The organism is Rhizobacter sp., assembly GCF_031412495.1.
Classification (GTDB): domain Bacteria; phylum Pseudomonadota; class Gammaproteobacteria; order Burkholderiales; family Burkholderiaceae_C; genus Schlegelella_A.
Genome location: NZ_JANODC010000311.1, coordinates 1 through 15,458 on the forward strand (window position 1 = coordinate 1; position 15,458 = coordinate 15,458).

The 15,458-nt window shown below is 70.8% G+C and carries 14 protein-coding genes; 6 read left to right on the plus strand and 8 right to left on the minus strand.

The window, feature by feature from the left end; all coding sequences use genetic code 11:
* The coding region (locus AC30N0_RS11565; RefSeq protein WP_489518060.1) for a 5'-3' exonuclease at positions 1-790 on the plus strand (790 nt) is incomplete at its 5' end.
* Here the strand turns inward: AC30N0_RS11565 and AC30N0_RS11570 are convergent.
* Positions 791-1,465 carry a TetR/AcrR family transcriptional regulator gene (locus tag AC30N0_RS11570; protein WP_489518061.1) on the minus strand — a complete coding sequence of 225 codons (675 nt, stop codon included), beginning with the start codon at positions 1,463-1,465 and terminating at the stop codon, positions 791-793.
* 77 nt (positions 1,466-1,542) lie between these two features.
* Between AC30N0_RS11570 and AC30N0_RS11575 the strand changes: the two genes are divergently transcribed.
* Together AC30N0_RS11575 and AC30N0_RS11580 are read left to right on the plus strand one after the other, a co-directional pair.
* Entirely contained in the window at positions 1,543-2,007 is a 465-nt protein-coding gene (locus AC30N0_RS11575; RefSeq protein ID WP_489518062.1) for an abscisic acid-deficient protein Aba4 family protein, read from the plus strand.
* 36 nt (positions 2,008-2,043) lie between these two features.
* Complete coding sequence (locus tag AC30N0_RS11580; protein WP_489518063.1) at positions 2,044-2,865, plus strand: hypothetical protein; 822 nt, start codon at positions 2,044-2,046, stop codon at positions 2,863-2,865.
* Between the two features lie 26 nt (positions 2,866-2,891).
* Here AC30N0_RS11580 and AC30N0_RS11585 read toward each other — a convergent pair whose 3' ends face one another.
* From AC30N0_RS11585 to AC30N0_RS11615, 7 genes are read right to left on the minus strand one after another with little or no spacing between them, the layout of a single operon-like run.
* The gene (locus tag AC30N0_RS11585) at positions 2,892-3,803 is read right to left on the minus strand and encodes a DMT family transporter (RefSeq protein WP_489518064.1); all 912 of its coding nucleotides are present in this window, start codon (positions 3,801-3,803) and stop codon (positions 2,892-2,894) included.
* A complete protein-coding gene (locus AC30N0_RS11590) occupies positions 3,800-6,277 on the minus strand; it encodes a GcvT family protein (RefSeq protein ID WP_489518065.1) in 2,478 nt (825 codons plus the stop codon). Before AC30N0_RS11590 ends, AC30N0_RS11585 begins: the two co-directional genes overlap by 4 nt.
* A 13-nt stretch (positions 6,278-6,290) precedes the next feature.
* Positions 6,291-7,145: a DMT family transporter gene (locus AC30N0_RS11595; protein ID WP_489518066.1), complete on the minus strand. Its 855-nt coding sequence runs from the start codon at positions 7,143-7,145 to the stop codon at positions 6,291-6,293.
* Positions 7,142-7,699, minus strand: a complete 558-nt coding sequence (locus AC30N0_RS11600) for a phosphonate degradation HD-domain oxygenase (protein WP_489518067.1) — start codon at positions 7,697-7,699, stop codon at positions 7,142-7,144. Before AC30N0_RS11600 ends, AC30N0_RS11595 begins: the two co-directional genes overlap by 4 nt.
* A 14-nt stretch (positions 7,700-7,713) precedes the next feature.
* Positions 7,714-9,402 carry a Na/Pi cotransporter family protein gene (locus AC30N0_RS11605; protein WP_489518068.1) on the minus strand — a complete coding sequence of 563 codons (1,689 nt, stop codon included), beginning with the start codon at positions 9,400-9,402 and terminating at the stop codon, positions 7,714-7,716.
* 49 nt (positions 9,403-9,451) lie between these two features.
* Positions 9,452-10,669 carry a phosphonoacetate hydrolase gene (gene phnA / locus AC30N0_RS11610; protein ID WP_489518069.1) on the minus strand — a complete coding sequence of 406 codons (1,218 nt, stop codon included), beginning with the start codon at positions 10,667-10,669 and terminating at the stop codon, positions 9,452-9,454.
* Positions 10,666-11,451 carry a phosphonate utilization associated transcriptional regulator gene (locus AC30N0_RS11615; RefSeq protein ID WP_489518070.1) on the minus strand — a complete coding sequence of 262 codons (786 nt, stop codon included), beginning with the start codon at positions 11,449-11,451 and terminating at the stop codon, positions 10,666-10,668. The genes phnA and AC30N0_RS11615 overlap by 4 nt, the downstream gene beginning before the upstream one ends.
* A 183-nt stretch (positions 11,452-11,634) precedes the next feature.
* Between AC30N0_RS11615 and AC30N0_RS11620 the strand changes: the two genes are divergently transcribed.
* The 3 genes from AC30N0_RS11620 to AC30N0_RS11630 all read left to right on the plus strand — a co-directional run.
* A complete protein-coding gene (locus AC30N0_RS11620) occupies positions 11,635-12,672 on the plus strand; it encodes a putative 2-aminoethylphosphonate ABC transporter substrate-binding protein (RefSeq protein ID WP_489518071.1) in 1,038 nt (345 codons plus the stop codon).
* A complete protein-coding gene (locus AC30N0_RS11625) occupies positions 12,669-13,763 on the plus strand; it encodes a putative 2-aminoethylphosphonate ABC transporter ATP-binding protein (protein ID WP_489518072.1) in 1,095 nt (364 codons plus the stop codon). Before AC30N0_RS11620 ends, AC30N0_RS11625 begins: the two co-directional genes overlap by 4 nt.
* A 9-nt stretch (positions 13,764-13,772) precedes the next feature.
* Positions 13,773-15,458, plus strand: a 1,686-nt coding sequence (locus tag AC30N0_RS11630; protein ID WP_489518073.1) for a putative 2-aminoethylphosphonate ABC transporter permease subunit, incomplete at its 3' end; no start/stop codon positions are given.

The following is a 15,458-nucleotide window of genomic DNA, read 5'->3' on the forward strand; positions in this document are numbered from 1 at the left end:
CTTCGGCCTGCGCCGCTTCACGAAAGGGCGCGACCGGCCGCTCGGCGCGGTCGCCGGCGTGTTGCAATCGGTGCTCGAGATCCTGGAGCGGGGCGAGAGCCACGTCGGCGTCGCGACCGACCACGTCGTCGAGTCGTTCCGCAACGGCCTCTGGCCCGGTTACAAGACGGCAGCCGGGATCGAGCCGGCGCTGCTCGCCCAGTTTCACCCGCTCGAGGACGCGCTCGCCGCGATGGGCATTGCCGTCTGGCCGATGGTCGAGCTCGAGGCCGACGACGCGCTGGCCTCGGCGGCGCGCCTCGCGGCGGCCGACCCGCGCGTCGAGAAGGTCTGCATCTGGACGCCCGACAAGGACCTGGCGCAGTGCGTCCGGGACGACCGCGTCGTGCAGGTGGACCGGCGCGCGAAGCAGATCCGCGGCGCGGCGGCGGTGCGCGCGAAGTTCGGCGTCACGCCGGAGCTCATCCCCGATTTCCTGGCGCTGGTCGGCGACGTCGCCGATGGCTACCCGGGCATCGCCGGCATCGGACCCGTGGGCGCGGCGCAGCTGCTCAACCGGCACGGCCCGATCGAGGCCTTCCCGGCCGCGCTGCTCGGCGAGCGTCGAGCCGAGGCGCTGCTGTTCAAGCGGCTGGCCACGCTGCGTACCGATGCGCCGCCCTTCGCCGACGTCGAAGCGCTGCAGTGGCGCGGGCCGACGGCGGCATTTCCCGACTGGGCCGGGCGCATGAACACGCCGCGCCTGCTCGACCGCTGCGAGAAGGCGGCGGCCGCGTTGCTTCCGGCCTGATCAGGCAGCGCTGCGCGCGAGCGCCCTCAGCTGCTGGTCGAGCAGCGGTGCGAGCACGCCGCGCAGCATCGCCTCGCGCCCGCCCGGCGGCGCGAAGCGGGCGAGCTGCCCTGCGCTCGCCAGATGCGCGAAGCCGTGCACGACCGACCAGATCGAGATCAGCGCGTGGCGCTGCGCCTCGCTGAGGGGCTTGCCGGCCGAGAGGGCGAACAGGTCGCGCACGCCCTGCTCGAGCGCGGCGAACGCGGCGTGGGCGCTGCGCGCGAGCGCCTCGTCCTTCTTCGGGCCGGTGCGGAACATCAGGCCGAAGCGGCCGGGGTAGCGCAGCGCGAAACCGACATAGCCCACACCCTGCTCGCGCAGGCGCGCCACCGGGTCGCCTCCGCCGCGCGCGTTGCCGGCCTCGAGGGCCGCGGTCAGGCCGTCGAAGGCCAGCGTCGCGACCGCGGTCAGCAGGCCGTCGGCGTCACCGAAGTGATGCGCCGGGGCTGCCGGCGAGACACCGGAGCGGCGGGCCACCTCGCGCAGCGAGAAGCCGTCCAGGCCGCGCTCGGCCAGCACCGTCTCGGACGCCTCGATCAGGGCTTCGCGCAGCGCGCCGTGGTGGTAGGCGTCGCGCGACGCCGCTGGCTTGCGGCGGCGGGCTGGGGCAGGCTTGGCAGCAGAACTTGACACTGTTCAAATTATACTCTATGGTTCATTTGAACAGTGTCTAGATGGGCCCGACAGGCCCCCGCAGAGAAAGCCAAGCCATGAATGCATCGTCGATCGTCGCCCCCGAGCTCGTCTTCCGGATCGCCAACGCGGCGGCGCTGGTCGCCTGGCTCCTGCTCGCCGCGTCGTTGTGGAGCGCGCGCCGGGCGCCGGCCCTGCGCTTTGTCGCCGGCCGGGCGGTGCCGATCGCCTTCGCCATGGTCTACGTGCTCCTCTTCGCCAGCCACGGCATGGGCGGCGGCGGCTTCGACTCGCTTGCCGCCGTGCAGCGCCTTCTCGCGGTGCCCGCGCTGCTCACGGCCGGCTGGCTGCACTACCTCGCTTTCGACCTCTTCGTCGGCGCTTGGATCGCCGAGCGTGCCGGCGTGCTGGGGATGCCACGGATCGTCGTTCTGCCTCTGCTGGCGCTGACCTTCCTGTTCGGCCCGGCCGGCCTGCTCGCCTTCGCGTTGCTGCGCCTCGTCCCGTTCGGTCGCGGCAGGCCCGGTCCGCTGCCCGCCTGACCCTCGTCCCACCCTTCCATTGCCGAGGAGATCGCCATGACGACCCTGACCTTCGCCGCACCCGGGCCGCTTCCGCCCCCCTGGCTCGCCCGCCTGCGGCAGCTGCCGCGCGAGTTGCTCGCGCGCGAGCGGCGCCTGGCGCTGTACGGCGCGGCCCTGCTCGCGCTGCTGCTGCCGATGGCGCTGGGCTGGGCCGTCGACGACCGCGAGCTGCGCGGCGCCAACGTGTGGATCAAGCCGATGAAGTTCGCGTTCTCGATCGCGGTGCTCTCGCTGACCACGGCCTGGTTCGTCGGCCACCTGCCGGCGGCGCGGCGCGGCGGCCGGGCGGTGCGGCGCATCGCCTGGATCCTGATCGGCGCCGGCAGCTTCGAGCTCGCCTACATCACGCTGCAGGCCGCGCTCGGCCAGGCCTCGCACTACAACGTCGCCGATGCGTGGCATGGCGCGATGTACACGCTCATGGGCATCGGCGCCGTGATCCTGACGGCGACGCAGCCGATGCTGGCGTGGCAGCTGTTCCGGCACCCCGATCCGGCGCGGCCCGCAGCCTACCGGCAGGCGGTGCTGCTGGGACTGACGCTGACCTTCCTGTTCGGCGCCGGCGTCGGCGGCCTGCTGGGCGGCCTGCAGCCGCCGAGCGGCGGCGCGGCGCTGCCGATCCTGGGCTGGTCGCTGGCAGGCGGCGACCTGCGGCCGGCGCACTTCGTCGGCATCCATGCCGAGCAGGTGATCCCTCTCGTCGGCTTCGTTGCAGCGCGTGGGCTGCGCCACCCGCGGACAGCGCTGTGGGCGGCGACCCTCGCCTACGCGGCCCTGTTCGCGGTGCTCGTCGCATGGGGCCTGGCCGGGCGCTAGCGCGACAGCACAAGTCGCCAAAGGCCCTAGACCGAGCCCGCCGTGGCCGGGTCCGCCGCCGGCTTCAGCAGCGCCAGCGACAGCGCGGCGGCGCAGCACGCCATCGCCAGCCACTGTATGGGCCCGAGCGGCTCGCCGTGGATCACGGCGCCCGAGACCATCGCGACCACCGGCACCAGGATCGACGACAGGCCGGCGACGTTGGTGGGCAGCATGCCGACGATTGCGAACCAGCAGACGTTGCCGATCGACATCGGAATCAGGGCGATGTAGCCGATGACCGCGATCGACTGCCAGCTCGGCATGAACCACCGGCCGTCGCCCAGGATCATCGCGCCGATGATCGTCGGCACGGCGGTGATGAGCAGCTGCCAGCCGGTGAGCACGGTCGCCGGAACGTCGACGCCGCTGCGCTTGAGGATCAGCGTGCCGACGGCCCAGCCGAGGCCGGCCAGCAGGCCGAGCGCGAAGCCCGCCGGCGCCTCGGCGTAGGCGGCCAGGCCGGGCCACATGCGGAGCCCGACGGCCGCCCCGCCGAGGCCGACCGCGAGCAGCAGGCGCGGCGTCATCCGCTCGCCGAGGAAGGCCCAGGTGATGAGCGCCGACCAGAGCGGCATGGTGAAGCCCAGCACCGCCGCCAGGCCGGACGGGATGAGGATCGCCGAGTACGTGCTGGCGATGTTCCACAGCACCAGGTAGAAGAAGGTCGCGGTGCAGACCGCCGGCCAGTGCTGGCGCGGGATCGCCAGCGACTGCCCGCGCGCCCTGGCCACGGCGAGCAGGGTGAGGCCGGCGATCAGCACCGCCACGGCGCGGAAGGTCCACACCGAGACCTCGCGGACGGCGTACTGGAAGAGGGGCCAGTTGGTGCCCCAGACCAGCGTCAGGATCGCGAGCAGGACGAGCGCGCGCGGCGGAACGGCCGCCCGTGCGCTCATCGGATGACCCAGCGGTCCCACGCCGACGCCGGCACCGGCTCGCCCCAGAGGTCGACGTGGACCGGCATGCCGGTGCAGGCGGCGACCGCGTGCCGGCCGCGGACGTAGCCGAGGGCGACGCAGCGTCCCGCGGCCGCGCTCCAGCCGGCCGAGGTGATCTCGCCGACAGGCTCGTCGCCGATGCGCAGCGCCTCGCCGCCCCAGAGCCAGGCCTCGGGCGAATCGGCGACGATGGTGACCAGCTTCTTGCGCAGCGGCTCGCCCTGCAGGCGGGCGAGTGCGGCCCGGCCGATGAAGTCGACCGGCTTTCGCAACCGGACGAAAGCCATCGACCCGGCATCGAGGGGCGTCTCGTCAGGGCCGAGCTCGGCGCCCAAGGCGCGCCGGCCGGCCTCGATGCGCAGGGCGTCGAGCGCGTAGTAGCCGGCGTCGACGAGGCCGGCGCCTTCTTCGCCCAGGCCCTCGCTCGCCGCGTGCAGCGCGAGGTGGACGTGGCGGGCCATCTCGATCGGCACGTAGAGCTCGTAGCCGGGCCCGCCGACGTAGCTCATGCGCGCGGCGCGGACGCGGGCGAAGCCGAGATCGATCTCGCGCGTCGTGGCGAACTTCAGCTGCTCCGGGCCGAGCTCGTCGAAGGTGGCCGGCGAGCCGACCCGACTGAGCAGCGCGCGCGCCTGCGGCCCCATCAGCGACAGCACCGCCGTCATGGCGCCGACGTCGGTGGCGATGGCGACCTCGCCGGCCCGTGTCTGGCGGGCGATCCAGTCGAGGTCGCGCGGCGTCTGGCTCGTCCCGGTGACGACCAGGAACCGATCGACGGCGAGGCGGGTGACGGTGACATCGCTCTCGTGGCCGCCGCGCTCGTTCAGCAGCGGCGTGTAGACCATCCGGCCGGGGGCGACGTCCATCTCGTTGGCGCAGAGGCGCTGCAGCAGCGCGAGCGCGTCGCGGCCCTGGAGCAGGATCTTGCCGAAGGAGGTCTGGTCGTAGAGGGCCACCGCCCGGCGCGTCGCCTGCTGCTCGCGGACGACGTCGGCCAGCCACGCCGGCCGGCCGAGCGTGTGCGGGTAGGGCGCGGCGCCCGGCGCCGCGTCGGCGCGGAAGTAGCTCGCCCGCTCCCAGCCGTTCTTCGCGCCGAACACGGCGCCGCGGGCGGCGAGCGCGTCGTACAGCGGGCTGGTGCGCAAAGGCCGGGCCGACTCGAGCTCCTGGCGCGGCCAGCGCATCGCGTAGTGCAGGCCCAGCGTCTCGCCGGTGCGTTCGGCGAGCGCGCGCTTGTTCGAAGTGAATGCGCCGAAGCGGCGGATGTCGACATCGGCGAGGTCGCCGGGCGCCTCGCCGCCGAGGATCCATTCGGCGATGGCCCTGCCGGCGCCGCCCGAGTTGGCGATGCCGGCCGAGTTGAAGCCGGCGGCGACGAAGAAACGGCGCAGCTCGGGCGCTTCACCGAGGATGAAGTTGCCGTCCGGCGTGAAGCTCTCGGGCCCGTTCAGCAGCATCTTGACCTGTGCCGTCTCCAGGCAGGGCGTGCGCCGGAGGGCCGCCGTCATCAGCGGCTCGAACTGCTCCCAGTCCTCGCCGAGGAGTTGGAACTGGAAGGTCGCGGGCACCGGGTCCACGGTCCACGGCTTGGCCTTCGGCTCGAAGCCGCCCATCAGCAGGCCGCCGACCTCCTCCTTGTAGTAGATGCAGCCGTCGGGGTCGCGCATCACCGGCAGCATCGGGTGCACCCCGGCGACCCGCTCGGTGACGATGTAGAAGTGCTCGGCCGACCAGAGCGGCACGTTGACGCCGGCCAGCGCCCCGAACTGGCGCGCCCACTGCCCGGCGCAGTTGACGACGATCTCGCAGGCGATCTCAACCGTCCCGCCGCCGTGGCGGACCACGAGGCCGGCGACGCGCGGCGGCCCGTTCGCCGCCGCCTCCGTGCGGACGCCACTGACCTCGGCCTCCTCGACGAAGCGCACGCCGCGTTGGCGGGCGCCGCGCGCCAGCGACATGGTCAGGTCGGCCGGGTTGGCCTTGCCGTCGCCGGGGATCCAGATCGCGCCGGCGAGGTCGGAGGTAGCCATCGGCGGGAACAGCTCGCCGGCGCGGGCCGGGCTGATCTCCTCGCACTCGACGCCGAAGCTGCGCGCCAGGGCGAGCTGCCGGCGCAGCACCTGCATGCGCTCGGGCGTCTGCGCGACGTTGACGCTGCCGCACTGCTTCCAGCCGGTGGCCAGGCCCGTCTCCGCCTCGAGCGCGGCGTACAGGCCGATGCCGTAGCGGCTCATCGCCGTCATGGTCCGGTTCGGGCGCATCTGGCCGATGAGGCCGGCCGCGTGCCAGGTCGTGCCGCAGGTCAGGCGCCCCTGCTCGAGGACGAGGACGTCCTTCTCGCCGAGCCCGGCAAGGTGGTAGGCGGTCGAGCAGCCGGCGATGCCGCCGCCGACGACGACGACGCGGGCCTGGCTCGGCAGGGGCAGGGTCATGGCGTCCTCGGGTTCAGCCGAAGCGCAGGGCGACGACGCCGGCGACGATCACGCCGGTGCCGATCGCGCGCTGCAGGCGGAAGCGCTCTTTCAGCAGCACCACGCCGATCAGCGCGGCGAACAGGACCGAGGTCTCGCGCAGGGCCGCGACCGAGGCGATCGGCGCCCGCGTCATCGCCCACAGGGCGATGCCGTACGAGCCGAGCGAGGCGAAGGAGCCGAGCAGGGCAATCCGCCAGCGCTGCTGCACGTAGGCGAGCACCTGGCCCGGCGCGGCCCTTCGCTGCCACAGCACGATCAGAAAGTACGGGATGCCGTCGAACAGGAACAGCACCGCCACGTACTGCAGGGGGTTGCCGGCGGCGCGGGCCCCGAGCCCGTCGACGATCGTGTAGACGGCGATGATCACGGCGTTGGCCAGCGCGAAGCCGAGCGCATGGGCCCGCGAGCCGCTGCCGTGCAGGGCCCGGGCCAACCCGATCAGCAGGACGCCGGCGCAGATGCCGCTGACGCCGAGCCAGACCGACAGCGGCAGGTGCTCGCCGATCAGGTGGCCGCTGGCGAGGGCCACGAGCAGCGGCGCCGTGCCGCGCATGATCGGGTAGGCGAAGCCGAGATCGCCGTGCCGGTACGCGCCGACCAGGGTGATGTAGTAGCCGACGTGGACGAGCAGCGAGGCGATCAGCCAGGGCATGGCAGCGACGTTCGGCAGGCCGACGACCGCGACCATCGCCAGGCCGACGCCGCAGCCGAGGACATGGATCAGGGCGGTGTCGAGCTGCTGGTCGTGGCCGGACTTGATGAGCGCGTTCCACGACGCATGCAGCAGGGCCCCGAACAGGACCGCGGCGACGATCGCCCAGCTCAAGCGGCCGCTGCCGGAAGCGAACAGCGCGCGGCGCGGCTCAGGAAGTGGGCGAGGCTCGGCGTAGGCAGGTCGGCCTGCTTGGCGAGGTCGTCCCACTGGCGCAGCAGCACGGCGTCGCGCGCGCCGGGGGCGGCGATGAAGGCGGCGGCCTCGGCAGCGCTGAAGACGCCGCCCTGCAGCGCCAGGCTGCGCTTCGAGTCTTCGGAAAGCCTCCCGTGGTAGCCAGCGTTGACGCAGCAAAGGTAGCGCTTGGCATCCACGTGCAAGCGGATCGGTTCGAGCACCGCCGCCGGGAACAGGCCGCGCAGGAAGGGCAGGGCGAAGTACTGGTGCGTGTCGTCGATGCCGCGCAGGGTCGGTGTCTCGCCCTGTTCATTGAGAAGATGGCCGAGGTCGTGCAGCAGGCAGGCGGTGACGAGCTCGTCGCCGGCGTCGCTCTGCTCGGCCAGGTGCGCCGTCTGCAGGGCGTGCTCGAGCTGCGTCACCGGCTCGCCGCTGTACTGGGCGAAGCCGTGGCGGGCGAACAGGCGCTCGATGTCGGCGAGGCTCAGCATGGGGGCGGCCCGGATCAGATGGAAGGGTTGCGGTCCTCGGCGGGGCCGAGGGTCGCGAACTGCGACTGCCGGATACGGGTCGCCGTGAGCGCGCCCGCCGACTCGAGGATCGGGTAGGCGACGCCGCAGATGTGCGAGTTGATCCGCTTCAGCTCGCTGATGAGGTCGAGGTGCAGCGAGCTCGTCTCGATGCTCTGGGCGGTATTCCCGCGCAGCCGCGCGATGTGGTTGGCGGCGTACTCGTGCTCGAGGTCGCGGAAATGCGCCTTCTCCTCGAGCAGCCGCTTCGCGTCGCGGACGTGGCCGTCGAGGAAGACGCTCATCGCCAGGCGCAGGTTGGAAAGCAGCCGCTCGTGCAGGTGGACGATCTCGGCCATCCCCGCCTCGGAGAAGCTGCGCGACTTCTTCACCTTCTTCTCCTCGATGTCGATCAGCACCCGCTCGATGATGTCGGCGATCTGCTCCATGTTGATGGTGAAGGAGACGATGTCGGTCCAGCGCCGGCTCTCGTCCTTGGAAAGCGCCTCGCCCGAGATCTGCGTCAGGTAGAACTTGATCGCCGAGTAGAGCTCGTCGACGGTGTCGTCGAGCTTCCTCAGCTCCGCGGACAGGCGCAGGTCGTTGTTGCGGATCACCGGAACGATGCCGCGCAGCATGGTCTCGACGACGTCGGCCTGGTGCAGCGCCTCGCGGGCGGCGCAGGAGATCGCCAACGACGGCATGGTCAGCGCCAGCGGGTCGAGGTGGCGCGGCCGCGTCGTCAGGGCCCCCCCGTGCCCCGTGTCGCGCAGCCAGCGGTCGACGCTGCGCCCGACGAGGCCGGTGAAGCCGATGAAAAGGACCGCCAGGACGATGTTGAAGGCCAGGTGGAACAGGACCACCTGCTGGTGCACGCCGGGCACCAGCTGCTGCAAGAGCACGTGCACCTGGGGCATGAAGAGGACGAAGAGGAGCACGCCGGCGCTCTTGAAGATCAGGTTCCCGAGCGGCAGCCGACGCACTTGGGGCGAGGCGCTGGCGGTCGCCAGCATGGCGAGGATGCCGCTGCCGATGTTGGCGCCGAGCACGAGTCCGAGGGCGACGGACATCGGAATCAGCGCCGAGGTCGCCAGCGTCGCGACGAGCAGGACGATCGCCAGGCTCGAGTACGAGAGCACCGTCAGCACCGCGCCGACCAAAATGTCGAGCAGGATCTCGTTCGGCAGGGCGACGAGGAGCGCCCGGACCGCCGGCGACTCGGTCAGCGGCCGGGTCGCCGCGATGATCAGCTGCAAGGCCAGCGTGATGAGGCCCAGGCCGATGAGGACCCGGCCGACGGCGCCGACACCGCTGTTCTGCCGCGAGATGAAGATGACGACGCCGACGAAGATCAGCAGCGGCGACAGCCACGACAGGTCGAGCGAGAACACCACCGCCATCAGGCTGGTGCCGACGTCCGCCCCGAGCATGACGGCGAGGGCGGCGCTGGTCGTGACCAGGTTCTTGCCCACGAAGGAAGCGACGATCAGGCAGGTCGCCGTGCTCGACTGCACGATGCTGGTGACGCCGAGCCCGGCCAGAAGGGCACGGAAGCGGTTGCTGAAGCTCATCGCCAGGATCCGGCGCAGGTTCTCGCCGAACACGCGCAGCATGCCGGTGCGCACGATGTGCGTGCCCCAGACGAGGAGGGCGATCGCGGCCAGGAGGTTGAGGAGGGCGAGCATTCAGGAAGCGGCGGTGCGGCCGGTGCGCACGGCCTGGGTCGGACCCGCCTCAGCCGACATGGTTCAGGGCCAGTTCGAAAGCGTCGAAGTTGCGCCAGCGCCGGCCCGGGTCGAGGCCCGTAATGCGGCGGTTGACGATGAGCGGCACCCGCTGCTCGGAGACGCCGCCGTGCGAGCGCAGCGGCGCGTCGAGCGCCGAGAGGTCGTGCCGCGACGCCGCGGTGCCGATCACGGTCGAGCGCTCCGAGACGACGACGAGGTCGCCGATCCGGTCGGCAGGGAGCTCGAAGAAAGCAGCCGCCTCCTCGCGGGTGCGCACCGACTCGATCCCGCGCAGCGACGCGATGCGGGCCGCGAGGGTCGAGCGGTCGGTCCCCTCGGGCAGGTAGACGGTGGCAAAGGAACCGAGCGCGCCGTGGTGGACCACGTACGGATCGGTGATCGGAAGTATCACTCTCGACTGTTTCTGGCCGAGCCAGGCGTCGAGGACGTCCTGCAGGTAGACGACGTCGGGCCGGCCGTCCATGCCGGTCTTGGCGCTCATGCCATGGTCGGCGGTCAGGACGATGACGCAGCCCATGGCGTCGAGCTTGCCGAGGTAGCGGTCCATCATCCGGTAGAAGGCGTCGGCGCCATCGGTGCCGGGGGCGTGCTTGTGCTGGACGTAGTCGGTCGTCGACAGGTACATCACGTCGGGGCGACGATCGTGCGACATCAGCTCGACGCCGGCCGCGAACACGAACTCCGAGAGATCGGCGCTGTAGACCGAGGGCACGGGCATGCCGACCCGCTCGACCACCTGCGAGATGCCGTTCTCGTCTTCCGTGGCGTCGTCGGCCTTCTCGGCCGAGAAGCAGATGCCCTTGAGCCGATGGCCGAGAAGCTTGCGCAGCTTGTCCTTGGCGGTGACGACGGCGACCGATTGGCCCGCCTGCGCGAGCTCGGCCAGAAGCGTCGGCGCGCGCAGCCATTTCGGGTCGTTCATCATCACCTCGGTCCCCGTGGCGACGTCGAACAGGTAGTTGCCGCAGATGCCGTGCACCGATGGCGGCACCCCGGTGACGATGGACAGGTTGTTCGGGTTGGTGAAGCTCGGGATCACGCAGTCGGCGACCAGCGCCGTGCCCGCCCCCAGCACTTCCTTCATCCAGGGCATGTGCCCGTGCGCGACGGCCTGGGCGATGTAGTCGGGCTCGCAGCCGTCGACGCACACCACCACCGTGGGCTGGTGCGCCGGCCGGTACGAGCGGCCGTTGACGGTGATCATCGCGTGGCCCCGGCCGGCCGCCGCGTCGGTGCCGGGCCCGGCCGCGCCGCCTCGGCGGACAGCGCCGGGGCGTCCGCGGCCGGCGCCGGGGCCAGCTCGGGCTGATGGTTCCGGATCGTCCGTTCCTTGCTCTCCATGACGTGCCGGAACATGGCCCGGCCGGCAGCCTCGGCGTCGCCCGCGGCGATGGCCTTGACGATCTGCCGGTGCTCGTTGGCCGAGACCGGCATCAGCCCGCCGTCGGCGAGGTTGAGGCGGCGGAACAGGCTCAGCTCCTTGATCAGCTTGCGGTAGACGGCGGTCAGCTTGCCGTTGCCGGCGAGCTCGACCTGGCGGTCGTGGAAACGGAGGTTGAGCAGGTGGTAGGCGTGCGCGTCCTTGGCCTTGACCGCCTGCTCCATCTGGTCGACGAGGCCGCGGATCTCCTTCAGGGCCGCCGGCGCGATCGACTCGGCCAGGCGCCGGCCGACGAGCTCGTCCATCGCGGCGCGCAGGTCGAAGATCTCGATGGCCTCCTCGACCGGCAGGTCGCGGACGAACACGCCGCGGTTCTTCTCGGTGCGCACCAGGCCGGCTTCCTCGAGCATGCGGAAGGCCTCGCGCAAGGGCCCGCGCGAGACCCCGAGCCGGGCGGCAAGGGCGACCTCGGTGAGCTTGGCGCCCGGCTTCAGCTCGCCGGACAGGATCATCCGCTCGAGCTCTTCCTGGACGACGCTCGAGAGCGAGCTCGTCTGCAGCAGCGTGATCGTCGGGTGCGGGGCCGGGGCGGTGGCAACGGTCATGCGGAATTAGAGCGTGCCGAGCGCCGATTGTCAACAATCTTCAAAAAACAGTTGACTCAGTTTCAAGCCGGCCCCTAGACTGCCCCGCGTCGAAGCGGAACGGTCACAGAACTGGCATAGGCTTTGCGGTCGAGCGGCAAATCGCCTATCGGTCAATCAATCAGTCACACAGGGGAGATCTGCATGAACCAGGGAATTCTGAAGGCGCTGCTCGCTGCGGCCCTCGTCACGGTGTCGGCGGCGGCGCTGGCCCAGAAGACGCAGCTCACCGTCTACACCGCGCTCGAGACGGATCAGCTGAAGGCCTACGAGACGGGCTTCAACAAGGTGCATCCGAACATCGAGCTCAAGTGGGTGCGAGATTCGACCGGCGTCATCACCGCCAAGCTGCTTGCCGAGAAGGCGAATCCCCAGGCCGACGTGGTCATGGGCGTCGCCGCCTCCAGCCTCGCCCTGCTGGACTCGCAGGGCATGCTGATCCCCTACGCGCCGCTGAATCTCGACGCGATCATGAGCGCGTACCGCGACAAGGCGAAGGTCCCGGCGTGGTTCGGCATGGACGTGTGGGGCGCGACGGTCTGCTTCAACACCGTCGAGGCGCAGAAGAAGGGCATCCCGAAGCCCGAGACCTGGAAGGACCTCACGAAGCCCGTCTACAAGGGCCAGGTCGTGATGCCCAACCCGGCCTCGTCAGGCACCGGCTACTTCGATGTCACCGCGTGGCTGACCCTCTTCGGCGACGACAACGGCAAGGGCGGCGGCTGGAAGTACATGGACGCGCTGCACGAGAACATCGCCCAGTACACGCATTCCGGCTCGAAGCCCTGCAACATGGCCGCCGCCGGCGAGTACGTCGTCGGCATCTCGTTCGAGTACCGCGCCAACGCCAACAAGGCCAAGGGCGCGCCGATCGACCTCGTCTTCCCGAAGGAGGGCCTGGGCTGGGACCTGGAGGCCTTTGCCATCCACAAGGGAACGAAGAAGCTAGAGGCGGCCCAGAAGCTCGCCGACTGGGCCTCGAGCAAGGACGCCATGCTGCTCTACGGCAAGAACTTCGCGATCACGGCGCAGCCCGGCGTCGCGGCGCCGCTCGCGAACATCCCGGCCGACTACGAGTCGCGCCTGGTGAAGATGGACTTCAAGGTCGCGGCGGCCAACCGCGAGCGCGTCCTCGCGGAGTGGAACAAACGCTACAACGCGAAGTCGGAACCGCGCCGGTGAGCCCGGCGGCCGCGCAAGCGCGCAGCGCCGGCGCGGCCCCGTTCCTGTCCCTGACCGGCATCCGCAAGAGCTTCGGCAGCTTCGTCGCGCTGCACGAGGTCGCGCTCGACATCCGCCAGGGCGAGTTCGTCTGCTTCCTCGGCCCCTCGGGTTGCGGCAAGACGACGCTGCTGCGTATCGTGGCCGGGCTCGAGACCCAGAGCGCGGGTGCCATTCACCAGGCCGGCCGCGATATCTCGATGCTGCCGCCGGCCGAGCGCGACTACGGGATCGTCTTCCAGTCGTACGCCCTGTTCCCGAACCTCTCGGTCGCCGACAACGTCGCCTACGGCCTGGTGAACCGCAAGGTGGCGCGGGCGCAGATGGCGGCCCGCGTCGACGAGCTGCTCAAGCTCGTCGGCCTGCCCGGCAGCAACGCCAAGTTCCCGGCCCAGCTCTCGGGCGGACAGCAGCAGCGCGTCGCCCTCGCGCGCGCCCTCGCCACCTCGCCCGGCCTGCTCCTGCTCGACGAGCCGCTGTCGGCCCTCGATGCGCTCGAGCGCGTGCGCCTGCGCCAGGAGATCCGTTCCCTGCAGCGAACGCTCGGGGTCACGACCATCATGGTCACGCACGACCAGGAGGAGGCGCTGTCGATCGCCGACCGCATCGTGGTGATGAACCACGGCCGCATCGAGCAGGTCGGCACGCCGATGCAGGTCTACCGAGAGCCGTCGACGCCATTCGTGGCCGACTTCGTCGGCAAGATCAACGTGCTGTCGGGGCGGCTTCAGCCCGGCCGCCGGCTCGCCATCGGCGAGACCCGCTTCGAGTGCGGGCACGACACGGCCGTCGAGCGCGAAGTTAAGGTCTACCTGCGCCCCGAAGACGTGCTGGCCCGGCCGATCGCCGCCGGCGACGGCAACGTCTTCACCGGCGTGATCGAGAAGATCGAGTTTCTCGGCTCGTACTGCCTGGTCCGGGTCGGCACCGAGGGGCTCGCCGGCCAGCCGGTGACCGTCTACCTGTCGCTGAACTTCCTGGCCGAGCAGGGGCTCGACGTCGGCAGCCGGCTGCCGCTGCGCCTGCTGCCGGACCGCATGCGCCTGTTCTAGGGGCCGCCCGTGTCCGCCGTCCTGTCGCCCTCCCGGCTGCCCGCGCTGCGCCAGCGCGCACACTGGGCCGATCGCATCGGCCACGCCGCCCTGGCGCTCGTTGCCTTGGCGCTGCTGGTCTTCCTCGCCTTCCCGCTCGGCGCGATCCTGGTCAAGGCGGTCGAGAACGCCGCCGGCGACTACGTCGGCCTCGCCAACTTCAGCAGCTACCTGCGCACGCCGGCCCTGCTGCAGTCGTTCCTCAACACGGTGTGGGTGTCGCTCGCGGTCACGGCCATCACGGTGCCGCTCGCCTTCGTCTTCGCCTACGCGCTGTCGCGCAGCTGCATCCCCCTGAAGGGAACGTTCCGCACCATCGCCCTGGTTCCGCTGCTCGCGCCGACGCTGCTGTCGGCCATCTCGCTGATCTACTGGTTCGGCAACCAGGGCGCGGCCAAGGGCCTGCTCGACCGGCTCGGCGTCGACAGCATCTACGGCGCGCCGGGCATCGTCGTCGCCGAGTGCTTCGCCGTCTTCCCGCACGCGCTGATGATCTTGGTCTCGGCCCTGACGCTGGCCGACGCCCGCCTGTACGAGGCGGCCGACGCGCTCGGCACGACGACCGTGCGCAAGTTCTTCACCATCACCTTGCCCGGCGCGAAGTACGGCCTCATCTCCGCCGCGCTCGTCAGCTTCACGCTGGTGATGACCGACTTCGGCATCCCCAAGGTGATCGGCGGCAACTTCAACATGCTCGCCACCGACGTGTTCAAGCTGGTTATCGGCCAGCAGGACTTCCAGAACGGCGCCGTCGTCGGCCTGCTGCTGCTGACGCCGGCGGTGCTGACCTTCGGCATCGACTGGCTGGTGCAGCGCAAGCAGACCGCGATGCTCAGCGCGCGTGCCGTGCCGTACCGGCCGAAGCCGGCGCGCGGCTTCGACACGCTGATGCTCGCCTACGTCGGCATCGTCACGGCGCTGATGCTGGCCATGCTCGGCATGGCGATCTTCGCGTCGTTCGCCACCTACTGGCCGTACAACCTGGCGCCGAGCCTCAAGCACTACACGATGGGCCTCGTCGACGCGGAGGTCGGCACCGCCTTCGTCAACAGCCTGCAGCTGGCGGCGGGAACGGCGTTCTTCGGCACCGCCCTGGTCTTCAGCGGCGCCTACCTGATCGAGAAGACGCGCGGGCTCGACGCGGTGCGGCCGGTGGTGCGGCTGCTGGCCATGCTGCCCATGGCCGTGCCCGGGCTGGTGCTCGGCCTCGGCTACATCTTCTTCTTCAACTCGCCGGGCAACCCGCTGCACGGGCTCTACCAGACGATGGCGCTGCTCGTCGCCTGCACCATCGTCCACTTCTACACCACCGGCCATCTCACGGCGGTAACGGCGCTGAAGTCGCTCGATGCCGAGTTCGAGGCGGTGTCGGCGTCGCTCAAGGTGCCGTTCTTCAAGACCTTCTGGCGCGTGACCCTGCCGATCTGCACGCCGACGCTGATCGACATCGGCCGCTATTTCTTCATCAACGCCATGACCACGATCTCGGCCGTCGTCTTCCTCTACTCGCCGGACACCAAGGTCGCCTCGATCGCGATCCTGAACCTCGACGAGGCCGGCGATGCCGGCGCGGCGGCCGCCTGCGCCGTCCTCATCATGGCGGCATCGACCGTGGTGACGCTGCTCTTCGCGCTCGTCGGCCACTGGGTCGGCCGG

Excerpts from the sequence above, each read along its gene's own strand:
- AC30N0_RS11575 (WP_489518062.1), top strand. The coding sequence starts at position 1,543 with ATGAATGCATCGTCGATCGTCGCCCCCGAGCTCGTCTTCCGGATCGCC.
- AC30N0_RS11580 (WP_489518063.1), top strand. The coding sequence starts at position 2,044 with ATGACGACCCTGACCTTCGCCGCACCCGGGCCGCTTCCGCCCCCCTGG.
- AC30N0_RS11585 (WP_489518064.1), bottom strand. The coding sequence starts at position 3,803 with ATGAGCGCACGGGCGGCCGTTCCGCCGCGCGCGCTCGTCCTGCTCGCG.
- AC30N0_RS11590 (WP_489518065.1), bottom strand. The coding sequence starts at position 6,277 with ATGACCCTGCCCCTGCCGAGCCAGGCCCGCGTCGTCGTCGTCGGCGGC.
- AC30N0_RS11600 (WP_489518067.1), bottom strand. The coding sequence starts at position 7,699 with ATGCTGAGCCTCGCCGACATCGAGCGCCTGTTCGCCCGCCACGGCTTC.
- AC30N0_RS11605 (WP_489518068.1), bottom strand. The coding sequence starts at position 9,402 with ATGCTCGCCCTCCTCAACCTCCTGGCCGCGATCGCCCTCCTCGTCTGG.
- phnA (WP_489518069.1), bottom strand. The coding sequence starts at position 10,669 with ATGATCACCGTCAACGGCCGCTCGTACCGGCCGGCGCACCAGCCCACG.
- AC30N0_RS11615 (WP_489518070.1), bottom strand. The coding sequence starts at position 11,451 with ATGACCGTTGCCACCGCCCCGGCCCCGCACCCGACGATCACGCTGCTG.
- AC30N0_RS11620 (WP_489518071.1), top strand. The coding sequence starts at position 11,635 with ATGAACCAGGGAATTCTGAAGGCGCTGCTCGCTGCGGCCCTCGTCACG.